Here is a 23,969-nt window from a genome sequence, read left to right as displayed (position 1 = left end):
TGAGAAATCGTTGTTTAAGGACAAATAAATGAAAATAGGTATTCTTGCGGCAGGTATCACCCCAGATTCTTTATTGGGTGAATTTCCCTCTTATGCGAATATGTTTGCTGAGCAGATCGGGAAAAAGCAAAGGGATTTCGACTTTGTCACTTACGATGTGCGCCTAGGTGTCTTTCCTCACGGTGCACAAGAATGTGATGCTTGGCTGATTACCGGGTCTAAAGCCGATGCGTACGCAGATGACCCTTGGATTCTGCGTTTATGTGATCTTATCCAAGACATTGATCAGTTGCAGCGACCTCTAGTGGGTATTTGCTTTGGTCATCAAGTTATTGCTCGGGCATTGGGTGGTCGTGTTGAGAAGTATCAAGGCGGTTGGGGAGTGGGTGTGCATCACTATACTGTCTGTGAGCCTTTACCTGTGTTGCCTGAGGCAGAAGAATTGGCTTTGTGCGCGTTTCATCAAGATCAGGTGGTGGAAAAGCCTGCGCGAGCGCGGGTCATTTTGCGTTCTGATTTTTGTGAAAACGCAGGCCTGCTATATGATCAGCATATTTTGACGTTCCAGGGCCATCCCGAATTTTCTAAGGTGTATGAAAAAGCCCTGATTGATTTATACGATGGTCAGCAGTTAACGCACGAGCAAGCATTGCTTGCCCGTGAGTCTCTTGTCAGCAGGGATATTCAATCGTCACAATTAATGACCTGGATTGGTCAGTTTTTAAAGCAGTAGAGTGAAGACGACTCCCGTTTCAAGGGAGTTTGTCCAGCGTCGAATAATACAGCATGCCAGCGACCAGTCCTGGCCAACGCAATAGAGTGCCGCCAGGAAATTTTTCATCGGCAGGCGCTCAAACGCGTCTATGCCTTCTAATGAACCCTGTACGGCTTTAGCAAACAGCGCGCCTGCATAGGTGGCAAGCGCCACTCCATGTCCAGAATAGCCTTGAGCGACAAACACATTGGCTTCTTGTCTAGCGATGTGTGGCATACGATTGAGTGTGATGGCTAAAGTGCCTCCCCAAGCATAATCAATAGTATGATTCACCAATTCAGGATACACATTAAGCATGTGCTTTTTGACGAAGCCAGCAATGTCGTTTGGAAAGCGTTGACGATAATTCTCACCGCCACCCCACAGTAAACGGTTGTCGGCTGATAGTCTAAAATAATCCACCACAAATTGAGAATTCGCGACAGCCAAACGTTCTGGATTGATGCGATTGGCAATGTCATCGCTCAACGGCTCGGTCGCTATGATGAAATTGTTAATCGGCATGATTTTTTTCGCGGCTGAGTGATTGAGTTTGCCTAAATAGCCGTTGCAGGCGAAGAGTAAGTAGCGGCAGCGTATTTTACCTTGTTCGGTCACCACTTCGGGTCTTTCTCCTGTTTGATAGGACAGGACTGCGGTGTTTTCATAAAGCGTGGCGCCATGTTGTGTGGCCGCCTTGGCCATCCCTAAGACAAAATTAAGTGGGTGGAGGTGCGCGCCGTCTCGATAGAGTTCACCGCCATAAAAGTGTTCAGTGCCAAGCAATGCCGATACTTCTGGCGCGTTGAGATAGTCCACGTCTTGGTAAGCTAATTGTGTATGTTTGTATTCAACTTCGCTTTTAAAGTCTTCAGCGTGGCGGCGTTTGCTGGCGACGTGTAAAACGCCATCGCTTAAATCACATTCTATGTTATGACGTTTGATCAGGTCTTTGACTAGGGCGACGGAATCGACAGAGCTTTGCCAAAGCTGATCGGCTATCTGTTTGCCAACGTGCTTGACCATGGTCTCGTGGCTCATGTTATGGCCTTGACACAGTTGCCCACCATTGCGACCTGACGCGCCCCAGCCGATTTTGTTGGCTTCGACTAGGCTGACATTAAAGCCAGCTTCGGCAAGGTGTAACGCCGCAGATACCCCCGTGAAACCACCACCGATAATGCAAATATCCGCCTCTTGCTCGCCGTGTAAAGTGGGGTAATCTGTCTGTTGATTGGCGCTCGCCGCGTAGTAGGTTGCTTCGTGTGTGTTCAAACGTTGGGACTCCTATGAAAACAAACAGCAATAAAGGCTTGTTAAGTTAATGCGTTGTTTTGGTATGACTATTTTGTGTGAGTGTTTTAGTCTGTTAACAAAATAGTGCCAGTTTAGTGTGAATGATAGAGCAATAGAGTAAGATCGCAATACGTAATATTTTGGCTCCGTATCCTAAAAAGGCAGGTAGCATAAGGTGAGTTATGACAGAGTTTGAAGCTTTTTTGAAAGAACATTCTATTACTGAAATCGAATCGACGTTGGCGGACATGACCGGTAACGCCCGTGGTAAGTTTTATCCAACGTATAAGTTTTTAGCAGAATTATTTGGACGTATCCCAGAAACCATACTCGTGCAAAGTGTGACGGGGGATTGGGCGGATAACCATTATGAGCTGGTGGACGCCAGTGACCGAGATATGGAGCTACATCCGGACCCAAATACTTTCCGTTTAGTGCCTTGGGCAGATGAACCGACAGCGCAGATTATTAATGACTGTTATGATAAAAGCGGTCAGTTGCACCCTTTGTCGAGTCGTACCATTTTGCGCAACATTCTGGCTTTGTACGCAAAAGAGGGGATCACACCGGTTATTGCCCCTGAGGTGGAGTTTTATTTGATCGATCCCAATACCGATCCAGATTACGAATTAAAGCCTGCTGTAGGACGTTCAGGCAAACGAGAAACCTCACGTCGCTCTTATAGTATCGACGCCGTGAACGAGTTTAATCCTGTTATTGATACGCTTTACAGTTATTGTGAAGCTCAGGGTTTGGATGTGGATACGCTGATTCATGAGTCAGGTGCCGCGCAGATGGAGATCAACTTTATTCATGGTGACCCATTGGATTTGGCTGACCAGGTGTTTGTCTTTAAGCGTACGTTACGAGAAGCTGCGATGAAGCACGGCATGTACGCAACTTTTATGGCCAAACCTATGCAACACGAGCCGGGCAGTGCCATGCATATTCATCAAAGTCTGGTCGACAGCAAGACGGGCAAAAATTTGTTTGATAACAACGGCAGCCCAAGCGAATTGTTTTATAACTATTTAGGGGGGCTGCAAAAATACACCCCGAATGCGATTAGTTTTTTTGCTCCTAATGTGAATTCTTATCGTCGTTTTTCCCCTGAAATGGCGGCGCCGATTAACATGCAATGGGGGGTTGATAATCGTACTGCTGGGCTGCGAATTCCGTTTTCTGCACCGGAAGGTACGCGCATTGAAAACCGTTTTCCTGGCGCCGATTGCAATCCTTACTTGGCGATTGCGGCAACCTTGGCTTGTGGTTATCTTGGTATTAAACAGCAATTACAGCCAACTGAACCGGTAGAAGGTAAAACACCGCCTTCGGAAGAAGTTGAGATTGCACGAACATTGGAGGAAGGTTTGCGCTTACTTGAGGAATGCCAACCACTTTGTGACATTATGGGCGAGCATTTTGTCAAAGCCTTCATGGGAGTCAAACGCAGTGAGTTTGAAACCTTCAACCGAGTGATCAGCTCTTGGGAACGGGAACATCTTCTGCTGAACGTCTGATGATTTGAATGGTGATTGAAATAAAAAGGCCAGATGTTGAACATCTGGCCTTTTTATTTCGCGTGTTATTTGTATTCCATCAACAGCGAATCATTACGCTGCCACTTCTTCACGTCCAAAGTGTTTACCCAATAGAGCGTGGTAAAAATTATGGTCGTTGAGGATACCGATGCATTGGTCTTTGTCTTCCAATACCATGAACATGTTTGAGTGGTAACGCAGTTCTACCGCATCTCGCATGGCGATGTTGGCTGGTACGATGAAAACGGTGTTTTCAGGCACATTGGCGAGGATGGTTTCGGGTGTCCAGCGGGCGGTTGGTATATCGCCTTTTGGTCCTTGTACCGACGCTAATTTGCCATTTTCCAGAGTCAGCCAAATGTCGTCACTGACAGAAATACGATCCTCTTTGACGGCTAATTGAGCCAGTGGTGTCATTAAAGAATTGCCACACAGTACATTGAGCGGGTTGGTGTGGGCAACAAACCTTTCCACATAGTCAGTAGCTGGATTTAGTACGATCTGCTCTGGTGTGTCTTCCTGAATGATTTTAGCGGACTCCATGATGGCGATTTTACTGCCAATTTTGAGGGCTTCGTCTAAATCGTGGCTAACAAAGATGATGGTTTTATTGAGACATTTTTGTAGCTCAATCAACTCGTCTTGCAGCTGGGAGCGAATTAAGGGATCCAGCGCTGAAAACGGCTCGTCCATTAACAATACATCGGTATCCATGGCAAAGGCGCGTGCTAGGCCTACGCGCTGGCGCATACCACCTGATAATTCGTCTGGTTTTTTGTCCGCCCATTTGTCCAGGCTGACCATTTTCAGCTGTTCGCGAGCTTTTTTTAGCCGCTCTGCTTTAGGCATGCCTTGCATTTCTAAGCCGAAGGCCACGTTTTCTAACACGGTAAGCCATGGCATTAGGGCAAAGCTTTGAAATACCATGGACACTCGACGAGTACGCATGTGTCGTAGTGTGGCATCGTCGCATTTTGCCATATCGACCATGGTGTCGCCGTCTCTTACAAGGCAACGACCACGGGCAATTTTATTTAACCCGTTAACAGCACGTAACAGGGTGGATTTGCCCGATCCAGACAGACCCATCAGGACACAGATCTCTCCTTCATTGACTTCGATGTTAGCGTTTTGTACTCCAACAACGTCACCTGTCATGCCAAGAATTTGATCTCTGGTATGACCTTTATCCATAAGCGGAAGTGTTTTTGCTTTATTGTCACCAAAGACGATGTCGACGTTTTCAATTTTTACAACAGACATAAATTATCCCTCGTTTTTCGTTGCTGGTGATTTACAAATGCGGTCTAGCATGATGGCGACCAATACAATGGCAACACCCGCTTCGAAACCTTGGGAAATGTTCACCGTGTTTAATGCTCTAATGACGGGTTTTCCGAGGCCGTCTGCACCTACAAGAGCCGCTACTACCACCATTGAAAGTGACAGCATGATACATTGAGTGATACCGGCCATGATGTTGGGCATAGCAGCGGGTAGTTCGACTTTGTAAAGTAGCTTTGACTTTGTGCAACCAAACGCTAATCCCGCTTCAATTAATTCACTAGGGACTTTACTAACGCCTAAGTAGGTCAAACGGATCGGCGCAGCGATGGCGAAGATAATGGTGGAGATTAAGCCTGGTACGTAGCCTAGACCAAACAGAATCAGTGTCGGAATAAGGTAGACAAACGTAGGGATTGTCTGCATCAAGTCGAGAACCGGACGTAGCATGGTGTATAACCAAGGACGGTGCGCGGCAGCAATACCAATAGGTACACCAATTAAGACACTGATGGTGGTGGCCGTCACAACTAGAACAAGGGTTTGAATTGTTTCTACCCAGTAACCCATGTTAATGATCAATAAAAAAGAGGCGGCAATAAACACCAGCAAACCAATATTGCGATGTAGGAACCATACGCCGATAAGGATGACCGCGATCACCGCCAGTGGATGAGGCCCATAGAATCGAGTCTACTAGCGTGTAGATGATGGTCTCAAGTGTAATAGAAATGAAGTCAAAGAATACGGAAGCTGCTGAAACTAGCCAATCGACAAAGCTTTCCATCCAAGCGCCAAGAGGGATTTTATTATCCGTCAGCCAATTCATATATGTGTTCTCCCGATAGTTCGATGAAGCACCCTACGCAGAGTGTGTGTTGCGTAGGGTGTGAGTAAGTGCTGGTACAAAAAAAGATTACAGACCTAGGTGTGATTTTACTGCGCTTAAGCCGTTATCACCGGAGGTTGTTGTGACGCCTTCAAGCCAGGTGTTAAGCACATCTGGGTTGGCTTTAAGCCATTCTTTGGCCGCGATATCAGGTTTCTTGCCATCGTCTAAAATGGCGCCCATGATTTCGTTTTCCATTGGCAAAGAAAAGGTTAGGTTAGTGAGAAGTTTACCGACATTTGGGCACTCTTGAAGGTAGCCCTTGCGAACGTTGGTGTGCACATTGGCACCGCCAAAATTAGGGCCAAAGAAATCGTCTCCACCTGATAAGTATTCCATTTCAAAGTTGGCGTTCATGGGGTGTGGTGCCCAACCTAAAAAGGCAATCCATTTATCGCGGCGTGCATTACGGCTGACCTGAGAAAGCATGCCGGCTTCACTGGATTCAACCAGTTGGAAATCGCCTAGGTTGAAAGCATTCGAATCAATCATGTCTTGGATAATACGGTTGCCGTCGTTGCCAGGTTCGATGCCGTAGATCCGGCCTGAAAATTCTTTGCGGTGTTTTGCAATATCAGAAAAGTCGGTAACACCAGCGTCGTAGGCAGATTTGCTGACGGCTAGGGTGTATTTTGCACCAACCAAATTTGGGCCTAAATCTTCCACCGTGCCTGCTTGTAGGTAGGGTTCGATGTCCGCTTGCATGGTTGGCATCCAGTTGCCTAGAAATATATCAATATCGCCATTGGCTAGTGATGTATAAGTAACTGGAACAGACAGTAATTGCGTTTTTGTCTCGTAGCCTAGGCCTTTGCTGATTTCACTAACAACGGCCGTTGTTGCCGTAATGTCTGTCCAGCCAACATCGGAAAAACGAACTGTGGAGCATTCCGCTGCCATGGTTAATCCAGAAAAACTGGCGATACTAATGGCAATTGTGGTCTTTTTTAGCTTATTCATACCCATACCCTCTTTCTATTGAACTCAAAATCAATGAGCAAATACAGTGCCTAGTGTTGGCACTGAGCGTGAACTCCTAAAAGCGTTTAGCAGCGTGTTGGTTTGTAGGCTGCCTAAAAATATGATGATAATGTTGTATACGCTGTGTTTTATTTGGCTTGAAGTGCCTAACAAAGCGATTTTTATCTGGTGTTGTCAGGCGTTATCTTGAAACACCAAATCTAAGTAATCTTGTATTTGTTCAGCCGATTCTTGTTTGTTGATACCACCGGCTAATGAACCTCGTAGCCACATGCCATCAATGAGTGCGGCGACGGTGAGAGCGATGCCACGGGCTTTTTTCACATCAAACTCTTCTCTTAACACGCACACGAGCGAAGACTGTAGTCGTCTAGAATAAACATTCTGCAATCGGTACAAAGACGGTGTGTGCATGGCTGATGCCCAAAACCCCATCCACGCTTTGACAACTTGAGGATGTGTTTGAGACTGACTAAAACTGGCTCTAACAATCGCCATTACTTTACTTTTAGCTGATTTGTTTTTCGTTTTTGTGACTTCTTTGGATAAAATTTCAAAAAACTCACGAATCAGACTTCGCATGGTTGCTTCATAGAGACCATCTTTACCACCAAAGTAGTGGTTGATGATGGCTGGAGAAACTCCCGCTTTTTTACCAATAACACTGACGGTTGCACCTGCAAAACCGTACTTGTCTATGGCTTTTATGGCTGCCTCGATGAGCTGAGGTTTACGTATTTCAGGCATTCCAACTTTTGGCATTATGGATCCTTTTTTATTAAACAGCCGTTTAATGAAAACTATACTAGGCTGATTGTGTAATTTAGGTCAACCCTTGACAAATCAAAAACTTAGTTCTCTAAGTAATTTAAAATATTGATTTATAAGGATATTAAGGCTTTTAAAAATTTTTTAGTCTTTTTTGTCTGGTATTATGTCGGTTTAAGATAAGAAATGAGGATTTTTTACCTTATTTCGTTTTTAAAGAGTCAGCTTGATTTTGTATTTTTTCATTTCCTTTGAGGTTATTTATGGCTGGAATTAACGGCTAAGATTGTGTTAATTATAAAGCTAAATGAATGATGGGAGTGTAATTTAATGGATGTCTCTTTGTCGGTATTTGATACCCTAATTGACCGATCAGATATGAGCAGTGATAAGTGGGCTAAATACCCTAAAAATGTGATTCCTATGTGGGTTGCAGACATGGATTTTGACGCTCCAGATTGTGTTAAAGAATCATTAAATCAAAGGGTTAACGAAGGTGTATATGGCTATACGCATACGCCAAAAGCGTTAGTCACTGCCATCCAGTCACATTTAAAATACCGCTATGATTGGTCCGTTTCTGGTGCGCATCTAGTGCATTTACCTGGCTTAGTTTGTGCATTGCATCTGAGTGTTCGTGTCTTCTCCGAAGAAGGTGATGGCATCGTTGTTCCAGGGCCTGTTTATTATCATTTAACTAAGGCACCATTGACGGCAAAACGTGAATTGCTCAGTGTCGACATGCAGGCTGAAAATGGTCGTTGGGTGCCGAACATGACGCAATTTGAGGATGCCTGCGCCCATCCCAAAAGTAAAATGATCCTTTTGTGTAACCCCCATAATCCAGGCGGAAGTGTCTATACCAAGGCTGAATTATTACGTATTCATGCTCTGGCAGAAAAATATGATCTTATCGTCGTAAGCGATGAAATTCATTGCGATTTGATTTTAGATGATGTCCCTCATGTACCTTTTGCTAGTTTGAATCAAGATGCCGCGAATCGAACCATAACCTTAATGGCGCCAAGCAAGACGTTTAATCTTGCTGGTTTAGGCTATGCTTTTGCGGTGATTGAAAACCCCTCGTTAAGACACGCTTTTAATCAGGAAAAGGCCGGTTTGATCCCATCGCCTAACATGTTGGGCTTGACCGCGGCTATTGCCGCTTATGAAGATGGGCGCGCTTGGCACCAGTCATTGTTGAAGTATTTGAAAACTAATCGTGACTTTTTGGCCAAAAGAATTGCCGCGACGCCTATGAAAATGCTGCATTTAGAGGCGACTTATCTTGCATGGATCGATGTTTCCGCTTTGTCATTGGATAACCCGCATCAGTTTTTTTGGACGCTGGAGTCGGGGTATCCGATGGTAAAGATTTTGGTAATCCTAATTATGTTCGCCTAAATTTTGGTTGTCCCCAATCTGTTCTTGATAAAGCCATGACTCGTATTGAAGAAGCATTAATCGCGCAAGGTTTTATGTGATCGATTTTAGTTTGCGTTTTGGTGTCTTTCTTGCGGTGTTTAGTGCCTTATTAATATGGCAATGGCGTTGCCCAAGAGGAATGTTGCTGCAATGGCGTCAACGCTGGCGCCATAATCTCTTTTTGTTAGGGATTGGTGCGTTGTGTGTCAGAGTGGTACAGCCTGTGCTGTTGTCAATCGTCGCAGTCATGAATCAATACGTTGGCGTATTGTCTGTCTTTGAGCTGCCGTTTTGGTTGATCGTTTTACTGAGTATTTTGGTACTGGATTGTCTGATTTATTGGCAGCATAGACTCTTTCATCAGGTGTCTTTTTTGTGGCGCATCCATAGGGTGCACCATTCTGACCCTGAATTAGACATTAGCTCTGCGGTGCGTTTTCATCCCATTGAGATTCTTTTGTCTTTGTGTATTAAAGCCGTCGCAATTTGGCTGTTTGGTATACCATTAGAAGCCGTATTGATATTCGATATTTTATTGAATGCATCGGCGATGTTTAACCATACGAATGCGAGGTTGCCAGTCAGTATTGAAAGCGCGGTGCAGCGATTATTCGTGACGCCAGACATGCATCGTATTCATCATTCAAGGGTAGATCTTGAAGCAAACAGTAATTTTGGTTTTTTCTTGAGCATTTGGGATGTGCTTTTTTTAAGCAAAAGAGCACAAGCGTTAGATGGAGACGAACACTTAAAAATAGGATTGCCTAGTACGAAAACATATCAACCTACATCGTTTAAAGAAGTATTGCTGATGCCTTTTAAGACGTTCAAAAGGCACCGTTAATGACCCGATAGAGTCAAGCTGAATAGACCAAAGCTGTTAGGGAGTCTTATGCGTTATCATGAAGTGAATTTTATCGAAATGCGTGTGATTGGTTGTCTTTTGGAAAAAGAGATTACCACGCCAGATCAATACCCTCTTAGTTTGAATGCCTTAGTCAATGCCTGTAATCAAAAGTCGAATCGTGAGCCGGTGACTCAATTATCCGAGTCCGTGGTGCAAGATGCCGTAAACGCCTTAGTGGATCGTGGTTTGGTAACGGAAATGACAGGTTCACACAGTCGTGTGAGCAAATATCAACACAGGTTTTGTAATACGGAATTTTCTGATTTGCAGTTATCGTCAGCCGAAACCGCTATTATTTGTTTGCTTTTTTTACGAGGAGCCCCAGACACCGGGTGAGTTACGCTCGCGAAGTGGACGTTTACATAGCTTTCAGTCTCTTGATGAAGTGACATCGGCATTGCAGTCTTTGCAAACCAAAACGGGCGGTCCTTATGTATGCCAGTTGCCGAGAGAGCCAGGCAAGCGTGAGCAACGTTATCAAGAGTGCTTTTGTAATGAATCTGAACGCCCTCAAGCTGATGTGTCGGTTTCTAATGAGGAATATACTCAGCAATTGAAAGAGCGGATACTTGAGTTAGAGGCGCAGGTAGAGAAATTAAACGAACGCATTCAAGAGCTTGAAAATGCCAGTGGACTCTAGTGCTTTTTGAGGTCAAACTTATAGGACTTTAGCACTATGGTTGTACTTGCCAATATTGTGTTCAAAATAAACGCGTTTTGGCGTCGTTCTTGACGTCAAGAGAATGTCTCTTAGTGAGAGTTGGAATGCTAATGCTGTTGATTATGGCGGTGGGGAGAATCCTATGAAGAAAGTACGCTGGGGTATTATTGGTACAGGTCAAATCGCGCATGTGTTTGCGGGTGATTTTTGTCATGTCAAAGCGGGCGAACTTCGTGCTGTGGCTTCTCGTGATAAGGCATCTGCTGACGCGTTTTCAGATGAATTTGATATTGAGTTGGCTTTTGTTGATTATTTTTCATTGATCAATAGCAATGAGGTGGATGTCATATACATAGCAACGCCTCATGTGTATCACTATGATTTGACAAAAGCCTGTATTCTAGCTGGTAAGGCTGTGTTGTGTGAAAAGCCTTTTACACTGAATGAGGCGCAGTCTAGAGAGCTTTATGATTTGGCTTTAGAGCATGATGTTTTTGTCATGGAAGCCATGTGGACACGCTTTAATCCCGTCATTGAACAGGTTGTAGAGTGGGTTGAAGAGGGGGAAATAGGTAATTTAAATAGCATCCAAGCCAGCTTTAATTTTATCGGTCCTACCGATCCAAATCATCGTTTGCTGAATTTAGAACTGGGCGGCGGTGCTCTACTGGACATTGGCATCTATCCTGTTTTCTTAGCACAGTTGTTTTTTGGTAAGCCCGATTTTGTGCAAAATCAGGCGGTGATTGGCGATACAAATGTCGACTTGTTTGAACAGATCTTACTGGGTTGGGAAGGGGGGCAGCTTGCCTCACTGGACGTCTCTCTGATCTCTCATAATCCAAACCGAGCCATCTTGTCAGGTTCAAAAGGGTACATTGAAATTGATTCTGAGTGGTTTAGAGCAAAGTCTTGCCGTATTGTGACTGCGGATAATAAAGAGCGTGCTGTGGAATTTGACTTCCCTGGTAATGGCTATCAGTTTGAGGTAGATGAGGTAAATCGTTGCCTAGCGGAAGGAGTAATTCAAAGCCCTAATCACAGTTGGCAGGACAGTTTAGAATTGATTGCGACGTTGGATGAGATTCGTCAGGACATTGGTTTGTATTATCCTGGAGAAACGAATCCATGTGACGATCATCATCATGATGATGAGGATTTGCATGACCATCATCACGAGCACTGTCATCACAAGCATTAAAAGTGTGTGTTAAATAAAAAGGGGCTCTTTCCTGCGTCAGAAAGAGCCCCTTTTAGTGTCTGTGTATTAGTATTAGTTAAGGTGTTTGTTTAATGTAGGCAACAAGACTTTAAACAAACGAGGCGCTGCACATAGTACATCACCTTTGTCGATACTGGGTGAACCATCAAAACCGGCGAACAAACAACCCGCTTCTTTTGCAATGAATAGCGGTGCTTGCATTTCCCATTCTTGAAGTTTAATACCCCAAGCCGCATCCAGACGGCCAGCGGCAACGTTAGCAAGCATCAATGCTGGGCAATCTTGCATAACAGCACGAGCGCCTTGTTCTGCTATTTCAGTTAGTACCGCAAATTGACCAGACAGATAAGGCATAAGGCGATCTGTGGCAGGAAATTGAGCCGCTACCGTTACTTTTTCTAAAGTGCGTGCAGAGCTGCTACGAATGCGTGAATTGTTTAGGTAAGCACCACGACCTTTACTGGCGTAAAATTCGTCTTTGGTGTGAGGATTGAGCACGAGAGCGTGCTCCACTTTACCGGCAACTAAGTAGCTCATTGTAATCACGTTACCTGTTAGGCCGCGTGAGAATAAGTGCTGTCCTTGGATGGCATCAATGATCCATTCGCCTTCGTTACCATTTTGTACAGTGCCTTGCAGGCGAGTGGTAATGGTATCCGCTGGGTAAGCTTTTTCTAGGTGGTAAACAATGCTGCGTTCTGCGCCTGAGCAAACGGTTTGATAAACTTGTTCAGCGGATTGGCCTTGTTCTTTATCAAACAGTAGTTTCTCTTGCGAGTGAACTATGTATTCGGCAGCGGCACGAGCTGCTTTGAGTGCGACATTGATTCTAGGTTGCATAATTTACCGTCAGTTATTTCGTCATTAAAATGCACATACCGCCAATAAAGACGATAAGTTGCCAAATAAAGTGTTAAAGAGCGGGCGTCTAGGGGCTATCTGTTCACTTCAAGCCAATCAATGGCTTAAACGACGTGAGCGATATCATCGAGCGCCTGTAAATAAGAGCGCGAATTCTAGCGTAACAGTATGCTTTTTGCCAGTGATATTTTGGTTAAAAACTGAACGGTTTGCGGCTTTGTGACAAATATCTGTTAAGATACGCCGCATTGTTTGATGGCTATCACTGGTAACTTATAAAATGCAAAATACAGTAAGAATTGTCCTTGTTAATACTTCGCACCCTGGCAACATCGGTGCCGCTGCTCGTGCCATGAAAAATATGGGGTTAGCGGATCTTTATCTTGTTGCCCCAAAGGTGTATCCGAGTGAAGAGGCCATTAGCCGCGCAGCGGGTGCGACGGACATTTTAGACAATGCCGTTGTGGTGGAAACACTAGAAGAAGCTTTGGCCGACTGCCAATTGGTCATTGGCACCAGTGCTCGTGAACGAAATATTCCTTGGCCTTTGGTTGACCCAAGACAGGCGGCAGATTTGGTGTTTGATGAAGGTTTGCTCACCGCGTTTGTTTTTGGTCGTGAGGATCGTGGATTAACCAATGAAGAATTGCAGCGTTGCAATTATCACGTGCATATTCCTTCGGTTGAGACCTTTAGCTCATTAAATTTAGGTGCCGCGGTACAGGTCATTGCTTACGAGTTACGCATGAAGAGCTTATTGATGAAAGATGCGCCTGTGGTTGCGAGTAAATGGGATGTGCCAGCGGCCAATGTGGAGCAAATTGATTACTTGCTTGAGCATCTAGAAAAAGTATTGCTGCAGACCGAGTTTCTTGACCCAGAGATGCCGATGCAAGTCATGACGCGCTTTCGCCGTTTATTTCAGCGCTCGCGTTTGGACCAACAGGAACTGGGTATGCTTAGAGGGATGTTGACGTCAATGGAAAAGAAAATGAAGTAATGGCTACTGTGCTGACAAGACGTTGTTGAGAGCTGGTGCCAACTTTTTAAGTTACATAAAAAAAACGCTGACTTATTGCTAAGTCAGCGTTTTTTAATCGGAAAATAGCCTTACGCTTTGCGTTCCGGACGACCTTTTTCTTGCCAGTACGTGTGGAATTTTTGACCTGGTTCTGCGTCTACTCGCTCATAAGTATGGGCGCCAAAGTAATCGCGCTGTGCTTGCAATAAATTAGCCGGTAGCACCTCTGAGCGGTAGCCATCAAAATAAGCCAATGCCGAGAAGAAAGAGGGGGTTGGAACACCAGATTGCGCCGCAAGGACAACCGCTTTACGCAGACCAGACTGTTTCTTAGCCATAGCGTCGGCGAAGTAATCGCTTAGTAGCAGGTTTTCAAGCTCATGATTGTGATCAAATGCGTCGGCAATTTTCTGTAGGAAAGAGGCTCGAATAATGCAGCCACCGCGCCAGATTTTGGCGATATCACTGAAATTGAGCGTCCAGTCGTATTCTTTTTGAGCCGCGCGCATGATTTGGAAACCTTGTGCGTAAGCGCAAATTTTTGCGCAATATAGGGCTTCTTCAATCGCTTTTTCCACCTCTTCCGCGACAATGTCGCCGCTTTCTACATCGGCGGTTAATATGCCGGCTGCATGTTCGCGTTCACTGGTTAAGGTACTCAGTGCTCGGGCATAAACGGATTCACTGATAATGCCAGCTGGAACGCCCATTTGAGTTGCGCTGATCGATGTCCAACGGCCAGTGCCTTTTTGCCCAGCACTGTCGAGAATCATGTCAACAAGGGGGGCGCCTGTTTTATGGTCATATTGCTGTAGAATATCGGCGCTTATTTCAACAAGGTAGCTGTTCAATACACCCTTATTCCATTTTTCAAATAACTTGCCAATTTCTTCTGGCTCGTAACCAAGTAAAGAACGTAGCAAGTGATAAGCTTCACAAATAAGCTGCATGTCAGCATATTCAATGCCATTGTGAACCATTTTAACGTAGTGGCCAGCGCCATTTGGTCCTAAGTAAGCGGTACATGGTTCGCCTTCGGTCACAGGCTTGCCTGGTGTGTTGCTTTCAATTGGCTTGCCATTTTCATCGACTTTGGCTGCAACGGCTTCCCACATAGGTTGTAGGTATTTCCAAGAGTCAGCGTCACCGCCTGGCATTAATGATGGGCCAAAGCGAGCACCCACTTCACCGCCTGATACGGCCGTGCCAAAGAATTTAAATTTTTCTTTGTACTCTGATTCACGACGAATGGTGTCTGTCCATTGACTGTTTCCGCAGTCTACAACGATATCATCCGCTTCTAGTCCTGCATCAATTAGGCTTTGGCAAACAATATCAACTGGTTTTCCTGCCGGAACTAAAACCACAATCACACGAGGTTTGACTAGGTTTGACAGCATGTCTTCCATGCTGGTACAGCCAATGATTCGGGCTTCTTTGGAAGATTCAGGGCGTTCAGCCGCTTCGGTGTCTAAAACGTCTTGTATTTTATGCGTGTCAAGATCAAAGCCTGCAACTCGGTAGCCATGGTCAGCTAAATTTAAGGCCAAGTTTTTACCCATGACACCCAGGCCGACAAACCCAATATTGCAGTTCTGATTTGTTTTTAACATAAATATTGATCAACCTTTTGGACAATTGGAGGGGAATTGAAGAAATAATCTTACCACGAAGCAGTCGTATTCAGGACATATTAGAGGTAAGAAAAATTCAAATAATTGTGTTTTTTTGATGTTTTTTAATAGAAACCTTACATTTTGGGTGGCCTTTTATTCCTAATCCGCTTCTTATTTAAGGACTTTTTTACAACGTTGATGATTGGTAAGAACTTTCCTGTTAAGTAGGAAGGCAACAAAAAAGAAAGAAAACTACAAAAATATTAGGCTGTATGAGGGGCTTAAGGATAGGTTGATGCTATTTTAATACGAAATTTTTATAAAAATCCTTATTTATCATTTGGTTATGAGTTTTTTGAAAATTTCAAAATGGTAATAAAATAACATATTGTTATAACAATATTTTTTTAGATTGTTTTGTTACTATCCTTATCACAGTAAAAAACTTTCGCATAATAATAAATATGACCAGACAATCTTTATAGTTCAGAGGATCTAGCAACATGAACTCCGCATCAGACGTAATAACTATTCACACAAATCTAACGACGCCGCAGTTGGTTGAAAAAGCCTTGCAGAATGGCGAAGGTGTGCTTGCCGATAATGGCGCGCTTGTTGTTGAAACAGGCGCTCGTACTGGTCGTTCTCCTATGGATCGTTTTATCGTAGAAGAGGCGTCCAGCAAAGATAGTATTCATTGGGGGCCTGTTAACCGACCCTTCCCAGAGGTGAAGTTCGCTCCTTTGTGGGACAGGGTGGCTGCTTACTTGGATGGAAAAGAGTCATTTGTGTCGAATATTCATGTCGGTGCGGGGGATGAATATTATCTACCAGTTATTATGCGTACTGAGACCGCTTGGCATCAGCTGTTTGGGCGTAATCTATTTATTCGCCCCGATATTTATAACCCATCAGGCAAGGGTGAATGGCAAATTTTGAATGCGCCAAACTTTGTTTGTGAGCCGGAACGTGATGGCACGAATTCTGATGGTTGTGTGATTTTGAACTTTGCTGAGCGCAAAGTGCTGATTGCCGGTATGCGTTATGCTGGTGAAATGAAAAAAGCCATGTTCTCTGTGCAAAACTACCTGTTGCCAGCTTATGATGTATTGCCAATGCATTGTGCGGCTAACGTCGGTACTGAAGATGATGTTACTTTGTTCTTTGGTTTATCTGGAACGGGGAAAACGACCTTGTCTGCTGATCCAGAGCGCTTTCTAATCGGCGATGATGAACACGGTTGGGGCAAAGATACGGTGTTCAATATTGAAGGCGGTTGCTACGCCAAAACCATCGATCTTTCACAAAAAAATGAGCCAATTATTTGGGATGCGATTAAATTTGGTACTATCGTTGAAAACGTGGTGCTAGATCCTAAAACTCGTGTGGCGGATTATGCAGATACTTCTTTGACTCAAAATGGTCGTGCTGGCTACCCACGTGAGCACATTGAGAAACGTGCTGCCGACAATCGTGCTGGTGAACCTAATGCCATTATCTTTTTAACGTGTGACTTAACTGGTGTTTTACCTCCTGTTTCTATTTTGACGAAAGAGGCGGCTGCCTACCACTTTTTGAGTGGTTACACCGCACTGGTTGGTTCCACTGAAATGGGGGCTGGTACAGGCATTAAGTCAACTTTCTCCACTTGTTTTGGAGCGCCTTTCTTCCCACGTTCTGCCGACGTATATGCGGATCTTTTGATTAAGCGTATTGAGGAGTTTGGTAGTAAGGTTTACCTAGTCAATACTGGTTGGACCGGTGGCGCACATGGTAAAGGTGGCAAACGCTTTAGCATTCCAACGACCCGTGCAGTGATTGCTGCGATTCAGTCCGGTGTTTTGGTTGATGCAGAAACAGAGCATCTGGCGGATGTCAATCTTGATGTGCCAACTCAAGTGCCAGGTGTGGATAGTATTTTGTTAAATCCACGTAAAACATGGTCGGATCAGGCGGCTTATGAGGCGCAAGCTAAGCATCTAATTTCTCAATTTGTTGAAAACTTCAAAAAGTTTGATTCAGTCTCTGAGTCTATTGTGAAGGCGGGTCCCTCTCTTTAAAGTGCTTTCCCGTTATATTTTAAAAAGCCGCGCTAAATGCGCGGCTTTTTTATGTCTGATTGCTTTATAATTTAGCACTTGCCTTCTGAATTCATGTAATCTTTTGTGTATGTTGATTGATAGCCATTGTCACTTTGATTTTGATGTATTTGATGCGTCTCGCGATGTATTAATGTTGCGCTGTCTTGAACAAGGCGTGGCGGGTTTTTTGGTTCCAGCAACAACCTATGCAAGCTGGTCAAAATTAGAGTCTCTGATTGAGTCTTATCCATCATGGCGTGCAGCTTACGGGTTGCACCCTTATTTTTTGAAAGAGGCTTTGTTAAGTCAGATAGATTTACTTGGTGAGCAGTGTGAAAAAAGTAAGGTGGTAGCTGTGGGTGAGATAGGCTTAGATTGTTGGCCTAATGCGGTTGATATGAGCACTCAGATGGATTTTTTCTCTCGCCAGTTACATGTTGCTAAATTATTGAAATTACCAGTTATTTTGCACGCTAGGAAAAGTTATGATCTAGTGTTTAAATGCTTGCGTGATGCTGAATTTAAAGAAGGCGGAGTAGTTCACGCTTTTAATGGTAGCCTTGAACAGGCTAAGCGTTTTTTAGGATTGGGTTTTGTGTTGGGAATTGGCGGTACTATTACCTATCCAAGAGCTAAAAAGGCGCATAGGGTATTGGCCTCATTGGATGGTCGAGATTTTATTCTTGAAACTGATTCGCCTGATATGCCGATTCAGGGGTTTCAGGGACAAGCAAATACACCTCTTTCGATTCCTTTGATTGCACAGAGTGCTGCAATAATAAGAGATGAGAGCATCGAACAGATTACAGCTCAGACATATGATAATCTACTTAGGGTTTTTCCTAAGTGGCGTGAGGACTTACTTTGAATAACATACAAGATATTAATGCCCCTATTCGTATTCTACTATTAGGCAGTAATACTGAGGTGGGATTATCTTTATTATCGCTTTCTGCAGGCAAAAATGAGTTTGAATGGTTATGTCCAGAAGAGTCATTGTTGCTGGATGTAACAAGGAGGGCGGAATTAGATGCTATGACGTTTGATGTTGTCATCGATGCGTTAAGTCTTCGTCATGCGCTGCAAAGTGATTATACAAAATTTCAATCTACATTACGCTATTTAAGTGAGCAGGGTAGAGCGTCATTGATAATGATTAGTAGCGCGCGAGTGTTTTCGGGCAACAAGGATGTTCCTTACTCTGAAGTCGATGTGCCAGACAGCTCAGACCCTTACGCCTTAGCGCTAATTGAAGCCGAGAAAATTGTTTTGAGTCATCCTGAGAACATTGTACTACGCACTGGGTGGTTGTTTAGCGGAAAAGGGGATGACTTCGTTTGCAGAACCCTTGGACTTATTCAAGATGGCGTTAATCTTGCTTATAAAGATGATTTGATCGGCAGTCCAACGCCCGTGTCCGACTTGGTTCGAGTCATTTTATCTGTGGTGAAGCAAGGTCACTATGGTGCGAAAAATAAAGGTGTATACCACTATTGCTGTGCTGAGGAGATCAGTTGGGTGGGCTTAGTCGAGGCTATTGTTGCGACATCGAGCCAGTTTGATCCAAAAGCGCAAGTGGAAGTGGAAGCGATCAGTGATGCATTCCCAGAAGTACAGGACATGGTGGTGATGAAACGACAATCATTGTCTTGTCGAAAAATATTTAATCATTTTGGTATAAAGCAGCGCCCATGGCGATCAAAGTTACGCAATTTAGTCAAAGAATTATACCAGGCTGGCAGTCAAAGTTAGTTGTTTATCCATTTAAGCAAACGGAATCATAGGGGATGACGTGTACAAAATAAATTATAAAGCAGTTGTGTTGGCTTTTATTCTGCAAGTGCTTGCCGGCGTGGTTTGGTATGCTTCAACGCCTGTTAAATTCTTAGGTCGACCTGTATGGGAGGATGTATCCACACAGCCTTCTATTGGGATGATCTTGCTGTTTGTGTCTTCATGTTTTACTTGCCTATTTTTTACCGCTTGGGTACTTGCAAGGGTCAAGGGGGTTTCAGGGAGTGGTCGGTTTTTTTAGTAATAGGTATGTGGTTATTTATCGTGCTGCCGAATCATTTTTTTATAAGTATGCAGCTTCACTTAGATGAATCTGAGGTGTTGTATTTATTGTCTTATGGTGCTGTTAATAGCGTCATAGCGGCAATCATATTGCCACTATGGCGCTCTTCTCGATCAATATTTAAAAACTAGAGATCGATAAACTAATATAGACTGCTTTCCGGCCAAATCAGCCATAAGCTAAATGCGCTGATTATGCCGCTAATGACAACTTGACTGGCCATAATGTGACTGATTTTGTTTGTAAATAACAGAACCAGTGGTGTGACGAATAGGCTGGCACTTAGCATTAGCATAACCTCTAAAGGAATATCGGCAAGGACATGACTTTGCGTAATCAACCCGCCTAATATTAAAAGCGCTGGAACAAAGGCGTTGTTTTGAGCGTGTTTTGTTAAATAACCGACAATAACATAAGCCAACATTGCTGCAGCGAACGCTCCTAGTAATTGCCCAATCAGCAAACTACCTCCAATGGACACCACTGGAGCAGCACATCCAGCCACAATCATTAAGCCGATAGGTAGAAGATGGTTATGTAAACTGCGTGTTTCATTTTGATATGGTTTTTGTGTTTTGTGGGAAATAAGGTAATAACACATGACGATCAGCGAGGAGATTACTGCCCAACTTAAGCTCATCATAAAGCCTGTATGCTTTAGCACAGGATTTAGTAAAAAGAAAAACGATAGTCCAGACAGAAGAAAAAGAGCGCTGTTCGTAATGGCTGGGGTTTTTATTAGACTGAGGCAAAGTAATAATATTATGCCAATGAGTATGGTTACTGCGTAATAATCAAGCGCTTGATTCGGAGGAAAACTCAGGCCTGAATGAATCAGGCTGAGTCCTACTACGAATCCACCGAGATAACCAAGGTAAGATGATGCACGTAACAATTTACCAGCGACAAGACTGATTATGAGTGCGGCGATAAAAGGGTAAACCGCCGTATGTAATAACATCAGGAGGTTTGTATTGCTGGCTTCTTGGTACATGTTTGTCTGCTTCCTTAGCTAATTACTGGCGGATGCCTTCTACATAAACATCGATTTCTGTTTTATCAGAAACACCAGGAATAAAGTAAGTGATGCCAAAATCGCTGCGGTTGATTTCAGCACTCGCTTCAAAACCTGCACGATAACCACCCCATGGATCGCTGCCTTCACCAATCTTATCTACATCAAAGCTAACGGTTTTGGTTACGCCATGAAGGGTTAGTTCGCCAGTTAACGTTTCGCCATCAAAGGATGTACTTTTGAATGTGAGTGTTGGGAATTGTTTGACGTTAAGGAAGTCTGGGCTGCGAAGATGTTTGTCGCGAGCTTCATGGTTGGTGTCAATGCTATCTGTGTTGATAGTAAAGTTAGCGCTGCCAGATTTACCATCGTCAGAATAAGAGAAATCGCCCTCAAAGCTGTTAAAGCGTCCTACAGTAGTGCTTACACCCAAGTGGCCAACTTCGAAAGTAACGGCAGAGTGAGCTGGGTCGATTTTATAATCGGCTGCCATCGTCATGCTTGATGCAAGAGCAAGTGCACTGATAGTGAGTAATTTCATTCTGATTTTCCTTGTGTCTAGTTTGAAAGATGGTATTAGTCTAAAGTGTTTTTATTAATAAATAATCCAACCAAAAAACAATTCAATATTAACTAAAAAGAAATGATAATGATGGAACTTTCAGTTTAATTGGTGAATGAATGGATAAATTGCAAGCAATGAAGGTTTTTTGTCGAGTCTGTGAGGCAGAGAGCTTTAAGTTGGCCAGTGATTCGTTGGGTATTTCTCGCCCGATGGTGACACGTTATATTAATTTCATTGAGGAAGAGTTAGGCACTAAGCTGCTACAGCGAAATACACGCAATATAAGTATTACTCATGCTGGTCATAAGTACTATCAGCATTGCATCACCATACTAGATGCTATTGAAGAAGCGGAAAACGAAATAGGTGAGTTGACACAAAAGCCAAAAGGTCTATTAAAGCTAAGTGTGCCAATGGACTTTGGTTTATCTCATGTCGTGCCTTTATTGGATCGATTTAGCCGTTTGTATCCTCAAATTGAGTTGGATATTGACTTTACCGATAAGCGTGTCGATATGACGGAGTCTGGTGTCGATATCGCTATTCGAGGAGGGGATCTTGGTGGCGATCAATTTGTTGCCCGGCCGTTGTGTCTTTTAACGGGGTATGTTTGCGCCTCACCCAGTTACATCTTGGAAAAAGGCGAGCTGAAAGATTTAGAGGATTTAAAGCACCATTCATGCCTTCTTTATAATAATGCGCAGATGCCTGATCGTTGGTCGTTGACAGATGGTGAGGGTGTGTCTCGAACGGTAAGTGTTTCTGGTGCGTTAAGGGCAAATAATGGCAGTGCATTGACACGCTTTGCGTTGGCAGGATTAGGCGTTATTTATCAGCCCGATTTTTTAGTGGCAAAATATATTGAGTCAGGTGAGTTGGTTAATTTGTTGCCAGATTACAAAGGCTATGAGTTTAACTTTTACGCTATTTATCCGCAAAGAAAGTTAATGTCTAGAAAAACACGACTATTGTTGGCTTTTTTACAACAAGAGTTAACCAACACAAAATTCTAGTTGTGTTGGTTAACTCGACTGTTAATAAGCGCTTAGCTTAGATCACCAAATTCATTTTCTATGTTTAGATCGACCGGTATGTCGTATCCTGGTAAACGAATTTCTTTGTCTGTAATTTCTAACTCTTCACCGCCTAGTACGTTGAAGCCAAACTTATAGATAGGTAAGGTTTCCCCTCGAATTGTCGCTTGGTTGTACTCTTCTGCCGCATTAACAACATCTGCTTTTTTAGTTTGGTAAGCATCAAGTTGTTCTGCAGTGTAGCGTTTACTTAGCATCTTCATTGCTTGATTGGGTGATAACAAAACAGCTGTTGCGTTGTTACCTCCGAATCCTTTTGAGTTTAATAAAGCGGCATCAAAATAGTCTTTTCCGTAAGCTTCGTGTTTTAGCTGAAACTTTAAGCCATCCTGATATACATCATCAGCAATTTCATGTGACGTTGTAATACCTGGCAAAATGCCATCTTTCCATACACCTAATGAGAGGTGAAGTTGATCACCACCAGCTGTTCCTTGGGAGTGACCGAGAAAAGCTTTCATGGCAACAACGGGTATGCCTGTTGCGCCAAAGCTGGTTGCCGCTTTACTAAGTACATGAGATTCTGTGATGCGGTTTTGTGGTGTACTTGTGCCGTGCGCTTGAATAAAGGTGCGTTGCGTTAAACCATCATTACCAATGATATTTTGCAAGTATGCCATGGCTTTGCTCATGGTTAAATAATTGCCAATACCCGGTGCTGAGATGGACTTTTTATGTCCGTCAGCATAAGAAAAAACAGCTGGGATAGCGCCAAATATTTGTGCTCCAAGTTCAATGGCGAGTTCATCGTCCATTAACAGGGTCCATTGGCTGGATTCTCCGATCGTAAAACCACAGTTTTGAGCAAATGGTCGACAACTACGAGTGTGGTCCGGTTCTTCTTGGTTGGTAATTTGATCCAGAGCCAAGAGTGCGGTGTCTTCCGCCAGCGCTCCCATGGTTCTAAAGCCTTCGATAATCTCAGGGGTGATAGGTGCATCACTGCCACCAACCATAGCAACGCGGAACTTGCCCGATTTAATACCATCAATGGCTTTTTCTAAGTTGAAGAAATAGGTGGCACAAGCACCAATAGCTGTCCCTACATTACCTACACTACCTAGTATGTAGGCGTTAACAAAGTCAGCTGGCATTTGAGCGTAACCAAGAGGTAAATGTTTGGAAGTGGTACGTTTGCCCATTAAGGCTGATTTTAACATGCCGCCAAATCCAAGGTCGTCCATTTGACCAATGGAGTTCGCCGCATAGACGGCCATCTGATCGGGAGCCACTTTACTGCGGATGATTTCCCAGTCAATCCCACTGCTTTTGATGGCGTCAGAAGCGCCATATACCGTCATTTGTAAACCGCGTGGATGGTTTCGGCTTTGGTATAATCTGGATGGATCAAAGCCTGTTGGCAGCTGACCTGCTGCTTTTACGGACAATGGTCTGGTGTCCTTTATAAAGGTTTCCAAATTACCATCGACGACGACTTCACTCAAACTGTCAGATATTTCAGTCACCTGCCAATTGGTCGGTCGATCACTAGGAAGAGATCTTGTTTTAATGGTAAAACTTAGTTTCTCTTCTGATTGATTGGCTTGTAATACCGTCGATTTGTGTAACACCACATGATCTACGTCGAATAGGCTTGGGTGAATGCGACGAATCAGAGTACGTGCTAGTAGTGACTCACCAATACTATCAATCAGTGCAGCAGCGTCTAACGCTTCACCACTTTTTGTGTGCCAAAGTCCATTTTTATGCTCCGCCATCTCCGTGATGGTCGCAAGATCTAATAACACATCCTGCTGGATTGAATTTGGCAGAAGATCAAAGACAATTCGACGATATGCTTGATGAGATGAGGTACGACCAGCCGAATTGATTCCGCCAAAGCCAACAATAACAGGTAAACGGGCCAATTGAATTTCCTCGTTTGATGAGTGGGTGAAATATTACGATATT

22 protein-coding genes and 1 pseudogene are annotated in these 23,969 nt (G+C 43.8%); 13 read left to right on the top strand and 10 right to left on the bottom strand.

Features of this window, described 5'->3' with window-relative positions; translation table 11 throughout:
• The first annotated feature begins 28 nt into the window (after nucleotides 1–28).
• Nucleotides 29–733, top strand: coding sequence for a glutamine amidotransferase-related protein (locus AC0L6V_RS12010; RefSeq protein ID WP_265218481.1), 705 nt, complete (start codon nucleotides 29–31; stop codon nucleotides 731–733).
• Here the strand turns inward: AC0L6V_RS12010 and AC0L6V_RS12005 are convergent.
• Nucleotides 722–2,029 (bottom strand): NAD(P)/FAD-dependent oxidoreductase, encoded by a 1,308-nt coding sequence (locus tag AC0L6V_RS12005; protein ID WP_418138310.1) that lies wholly within the window; start codon nucleotides 2,027–2,029, stop codon nucleotides 722–724. The two genes, AC0L6V_RS12010 and AC0L6V_RS12005, sit on opposite strands and share 12 nt — an antisense overlap.
• A gap of 203 nt (nucleotides 2,030–2,232) precedes the next feature.
• Between AC0L6V_RS12005 and AC0L6V_RS12000 the strand changes: the two genes are divergently transcribed.
• Nucleotides 2,233–3,570 (top strand): glutamine synthetase family protein, encoded by a 1,338-nt coding sequence (locus AC0L6V_RS12000; protein ID WP_265218483.1) that lies wholly within the window; start codon nucleotides 2,233–2,235, stop codon nucleotides 3,568–3,570.
• A gap of 93 nt (nucleotides 3,571–3,663) precedes the next feature.
• Here the strand turns inward: AC0L6V_RS12000 and choV are convergent, their stop codons facing one another.
• The 4 genes and pseudogenes from choV to betI all read right to left on the bottom strand — a co-directional run bounded on the left by choV (nucleotide 3,664) and on the right by betI (nucleotide 7,507).
• On the bottom strand, nucleotides 3,664–4,854 hold the full coding sequence (gene choV, locus AC0L6V_RS11995) for a choline ABC transporter ATP-binding protein (protein ID WP_265218484.1): 1,191 nt from the start codon (nucleotides 4,852–4,854) through the stop codon (nucleotides 3,664–3,666).
• Nucleotides 4,855–4,857: 3 nt separating this feature from the next.
• A pseudogene (choW, locus tag AC0L6V_RS11990) lies at nucleotides 4,858–5,704 on the bottom strand (choline ABC transporter permease subunit).
• An 87-nt stretch (nucleotides 5,705–5,791) separates the two neighbouring features.
• Nucleotides 5,792–6,724: a choline ABC transporter substrate-binding protein gene (locus tag AC0L6V_RS11985; RefSeq protein WP_265218486.1), complete on the bottom strand. Its 933-nt coding sequence runs from the start codon at nucleotides 6,722–6,724 to the stop codon at nucleotides 5,792–5,794.
• Between the two features lie 195 nt (nucleotides 6,725–6,919).
• A complete protein-coding gene (gene betI / locus AC0L6V_RS11980; RefSeq protein WP_265218487.1) occupies nucleotides 6,920–7,507 on the bottom strand; it encodes a transcriptional regulator BetI in 588 nt (195 codons plus the stop codon).
• A 336-nt stretch (nucleotides 7,508–7,843) separates the two neighbouring features.
• Here betI and AC0L6V_RS11975 point away from each other — a divergent pair, with 336 nt between their 5' ends.
• The 5 genes from AC0L6V_RS11975 (at nucleotide 7,844) to AC0L6V_RS11955 (ending at nucleotide 11,707) form a co-directional block, all read left to right on the top strand.
• Nucleotides 7,844–8,917: a MalY/PatB family protein gene (locus AC0L6V_RS11975; RefSeq protein ID WP_265218488.1), complete on the top strand. Its 1,074-nt coding sequence runs from the start codon at nucleotides 7,844–7,846 to the stop codon at nucleotides 8,915–8,917.
• 76 nt (nucleotides 8,918–8,993) lie between these two features.
• Nucleotides 8,994–9,782: a sterol desaturase family protein gene (locus tag AC0L6V_RS11970; RefSeq protein ID WP_265218489.1), complete on the top strand. Its 789-nt coding sequence runs from the start codon at nucleotides 8,994–8,996 to the stop codon at nucleotides 9,780–9,782.
• Between the two features lie 48 nt (nucleotides 9,783–9,830).
• Entirely contained in the window at nucleotides 9,831–10,181 is a 351-nt protein-coding gene (locus tag AC0L6V_RS11965) for a DUF480 domain-containing protein (protein WP_321160299.1), read from the top strand.
• Between the two features lie 49 nt (nucleotides 10,182–10,230).
• Nucleotides 10,231–10,485, top strand: a complete 255-nt coding sequence (locus AC0L6V_RS11960) for a YceH family protein (RefSeq protein WP_418138308.1) — start codon at nucleotides 10,231–10,233, stop codon at nucleotides 10,483–10,485.
• A 163-nt stretch (nucleotides 10,486–10,648) separates the two neighbouring features.
• On the top strand, nucleotides 10,649–11,707 hold the full coding sequence (locus AC0L6V_RS11955; RefSeq protein ID WP_265218490.1) for a Gfo/Idh/MocA family protein: 1,059 nt from the start codon (nucleotides 10,649–10,651) through the stop codon (nucleotides 11,705–11,707).
• 72 nt (nucleotides 11,708–11,779) lie between these two features.
• On the opposite strand, the gene AC0L6V_RS11950 is transcribed toward AC0L6V_RS11955, so the two are convergent.
• Nucleotides 11,780–12,568, bottom strand: a complete 789-nt coding sequence (locus AC0L6V_RS11950) for an inositol monophosphatase family protein (protein ID WP_265218491.1) — start codon at nucleotides 12,566–12,568, stop codon at nucleotides 11,780–11,782.
• 301 nt (nucleotides 12,569–12,869) lie between these two features.
• Between AC0L6V_RS11950 and AC0L6V_RS11945 the strand changes: the two genes are divergently transcribed.
• The gene (locus AC0L6V_RS11945; protein WP_111605450.1) at nucleotides 12,870–13,589 is read left to right on the top strand and encodes an RNA methyltransferase; all 720 of its coding nucleotides are present in this window, start codon (nucleotides 12,870–12,872) and stop codon (nucleotides 13,587–13,589) included.
• A gap of 110 nt (nucleotides 13,590–13,699) precedes the next feature.
• Here AC0L6V_RS11945 and gndA read toward each other — a convergent pair whose 3' ends face one another.
• Entirely contained in the window at nucleotides 13,700–15,223 is a 1,524-nt protein-coding gene (gndA, locus tag AC0L6V_RS11940) for an NADP-dependent phosphogluconate dehydrogenase (RefSeq protein WP_265218492.1), read from the bottom strand.
• Nucleotides 15,224–15,729: 506 nt separating this feature from the next.
• Between gndA and AC0L6V_RS11935 the strand changes: the two genes are divergently transcribed.
• From AC0L6V_RS11935 to AC0L6V_RS11920, 4 genes are all read left to right on the top strand, one after another.
• Nucleotides 15,730–17,286, top strand: coding sequence for a phosphoenolpyruvate carboxykinase (locus AC0L6V_RS11935; RefSeq protein WP_265218493.1), 1,557 nt, complete (start codon nucleotides 15,730–15,732; stop codon nucleotides 17,284–17,286).
• Between the two features lie 109 nt (nucleotides 17,287–17,395).
• The gene (locus AC0L6V_RS11930) at nucleotides 17,396–18,175 is read left to right on the top strand and encodes a TatD family hydrolase (protein WP_265218494.1); all 780 of its coding nucleotides are present in this window, start codon (nucleotides 17,396–17,398) and stop codon (nucleotides 18,173–18,175) included.
• A complete protein-coding gene (locus AC0L6V_RS11925) occupies nucleotides 18,172–19,059 on the top strand; it encodes an SDR family oxidoreductase (protein WP_265218495.1) in 888 nt (295 codons plus the stop codon). Before AC0L6V_RS11930 ends, AC0L6V_RS11925 begins: the two co-directional genes overlap by 4 nt.
• Nucleotides 19,060–19,099: 40 nt before the next feature.
• The gene (locus tag AC0L6V_RS11920) at nucleotides 19,100–19,342 is read left to right on the top strand and encodes a hypothetical protein (RefSeq protein ID WP_418138307.1); all 243 of its coding nucleotides are present in this window, start codon (nucleotides 19,100–19,102) and stop codon (nucleotides 19,340–19,342) included.
• Between the two features lie 184 nt (nucleotides 19,343–19,526).
• Here AC0L6V_RS11920 and AC0L6V_RS11915 read toward each other — a convergent pair whose 3' ends face one another.
• Together AC0L6V_RS11915 and AC0L6V_RS11910 are read right to left on the bottom strand one after the other, a co-directional pair.
• On the bottom strand, nucleotides 19,527–20,378 hold the full coding sequence (locus AC0L6V_RS11915; protein ID WP_265218497.1) for a hypothetical protein: 852 nt from the start codon (nucleotides 20,376–20,378) through the stop codon (nucleotides 19,527–19,529).
• A gap of 22 nt (nucleotides 20,379–20,400) precedes the next feature.
• Complete coding sequence (locus tag AC0L6V_RS11910) at nucleotides 20,401–20,940, bottom strand: YceI family protein (RefSeq protein WP_265218498.1); 540 nt, start codon at nucleotides 20,938–20,940, stop codon at nucleotides 20,401–20,403.
• Between the two features lie 140 nt (nucleotides 20,941–21,080).
• Here AC0L6V_RS11910 and AC0L6V_RS11905 point away from each other — a divergent pair, with 140 nt between their 5' ends.
• A complete protein-coding gene (locus AC0L6V_RS11905) occupies nucleotides 21,081–21,977 on the top strand; it encodes a LysR family transcriptional regulator (RefSeq protein ID WP_265218499.1) in 897 nt (298 codons plus the stop codon).
• 32 nt (nucleotides 21,978–22,009) lie between these two features.
• Here the strand turns inward: AC0L6V_RS11905 and AC0L6V_RS11900 are convergent, their stop codons facing one another.
• On the bottom strand, nucleotides 22,010–23,926 hold the full coding sequence (locus AC0L6V_RS11900) for a beta-ketoacyl synthase (RefSeq protein WP_409418577.1): 1,917 nt from the start codon (nucleotides 23,924–23,926) through the stop codon (nucleotides 22,010–22,012).
• Nucleotides 23,927–23,969 lie beyond the last annotated feature (43 nt).

It is taken from the genome of Marinomonas sp. G8-14 (assembly GCF_055808935.1).
This window is presented reverse-complemented; position numbering and strand designations above follow the sequence as displayed.

Excerpts from the sequence above, each read along its gene's own strand:
- AC0L6V_RS11915 (WP_265218497.1), bottom strand. The coding sequence starts at position 20,378 with ATGTACCAAGAAGCCAGCAATACAAACCTCCTGATGTTATTACATACG.
- AC0L6V_RS12000 (WP_265218483.1), top strand. The coding sequence starts at position 2,233 with ATGACAGAGTTTGAAGCTTTTTTGAAAGAACATTCTATTACTGAAATC.
- AC0L6V_RS11910 (WP_265218498.1), bottom strand. The coding sequence starts at position 20,940 with ATGAAATTACTCACTATCAGTGCACTTGCTCTTGCATCAAGCATGACG.
- AC0L6V_RS11975 (WP_265218488.1), top strand. The coding sequence starts at position 7,844 with ATGGATGTCTCTTTGTCGGTATTTGATACCCTAATTGACCGATCAGAT.
- AC0L6V_RS11930 (WP_265218494.1), top strand. The coding sequence starts at position 17,396 with ATGTTGATTGATAGCCATTGTCACTTTGATTTTGATGTATTTGATGCG.
- AC0L6V_RS11935 (WP_265218493.1), top strand. The coding sequence starts at position 15,730 with ATGAACTCCGCATCAGACGTAATAACTATTCACACAAATCTAACGACG.
- betI (WP_265218487.1), bottom strand. The coding sequence starts at position 7,507 with ATGCCAAAAGTTGGAATGCCTGAAATACGTAAACCTCAGCTCATCGAG.
- AC0L6V_RS12010 (WP_265218481.1), top strand. The coding sequence starts at position 29 with ATGAAAATAGGTATTCTTGCGGCAGGTATCACCCCAGATTCTTTATTG.
- AC0L6V_RS11905 (WP_265218499.1), top strand. The coding sequence starts at position 21,081 with ATGGATAAATTGCAAGCAATGAAGGTTTTTTGTCGAGTCTGTGAGGCA.
- AC0L6V_RS11950 (WP_265218491.1), bottom strand. The coding sequence starts at position 12,568 with ATGCAACCTAGAATCAATGTCGCACTCAAAGCAGCTCGTGCCGCTGCC.
- AC0L6V_RS11965 (WP_321160299.1), top strand. The coding sequence starts at position 9,831 with ATGCGTTATCATGAAGTGAATTTTATCGAAATGCGTGTGATTGGTTGT.
- AC0L6V_RS11955 (WP_265218490.1), top strand. The coding sequence starts at position 10,649 with ATGAAGAAAGTACGCTGGGGTATTATTGGTACAGGTCAAATCGCGCAT.
- choV (WP_265218484.1), bottom strand. The coding sequence starts at position 4,854 with ATGTCTGTTGTAAAAATTGAAAACGTCGACATCGTCTTTGGTGACAAT.
- gndA (WP_265218492.1), bottom strand. The coding sequence starts at position 15,223 with ATGTTAAAAACAAATCAGAACTGCAATATTGGGTTTGTCGGCCTGGGT.
- AC0L6V_RS11945 (WP_111605450.1), top strand. The coding sequence starts at position 12,870 with ATGCAAAATACAGTAAGAATTGTCCTTGTTAATACTTCGCACCCTGGC.
- AC0L6V_RS11985 (WP_265218486.1), bottom strand. The coding sequence starts at position 6,724 with ATGAATAAGCTAAAAAAGACCACAATTGCCATTAGTATCGCCAGTTTT.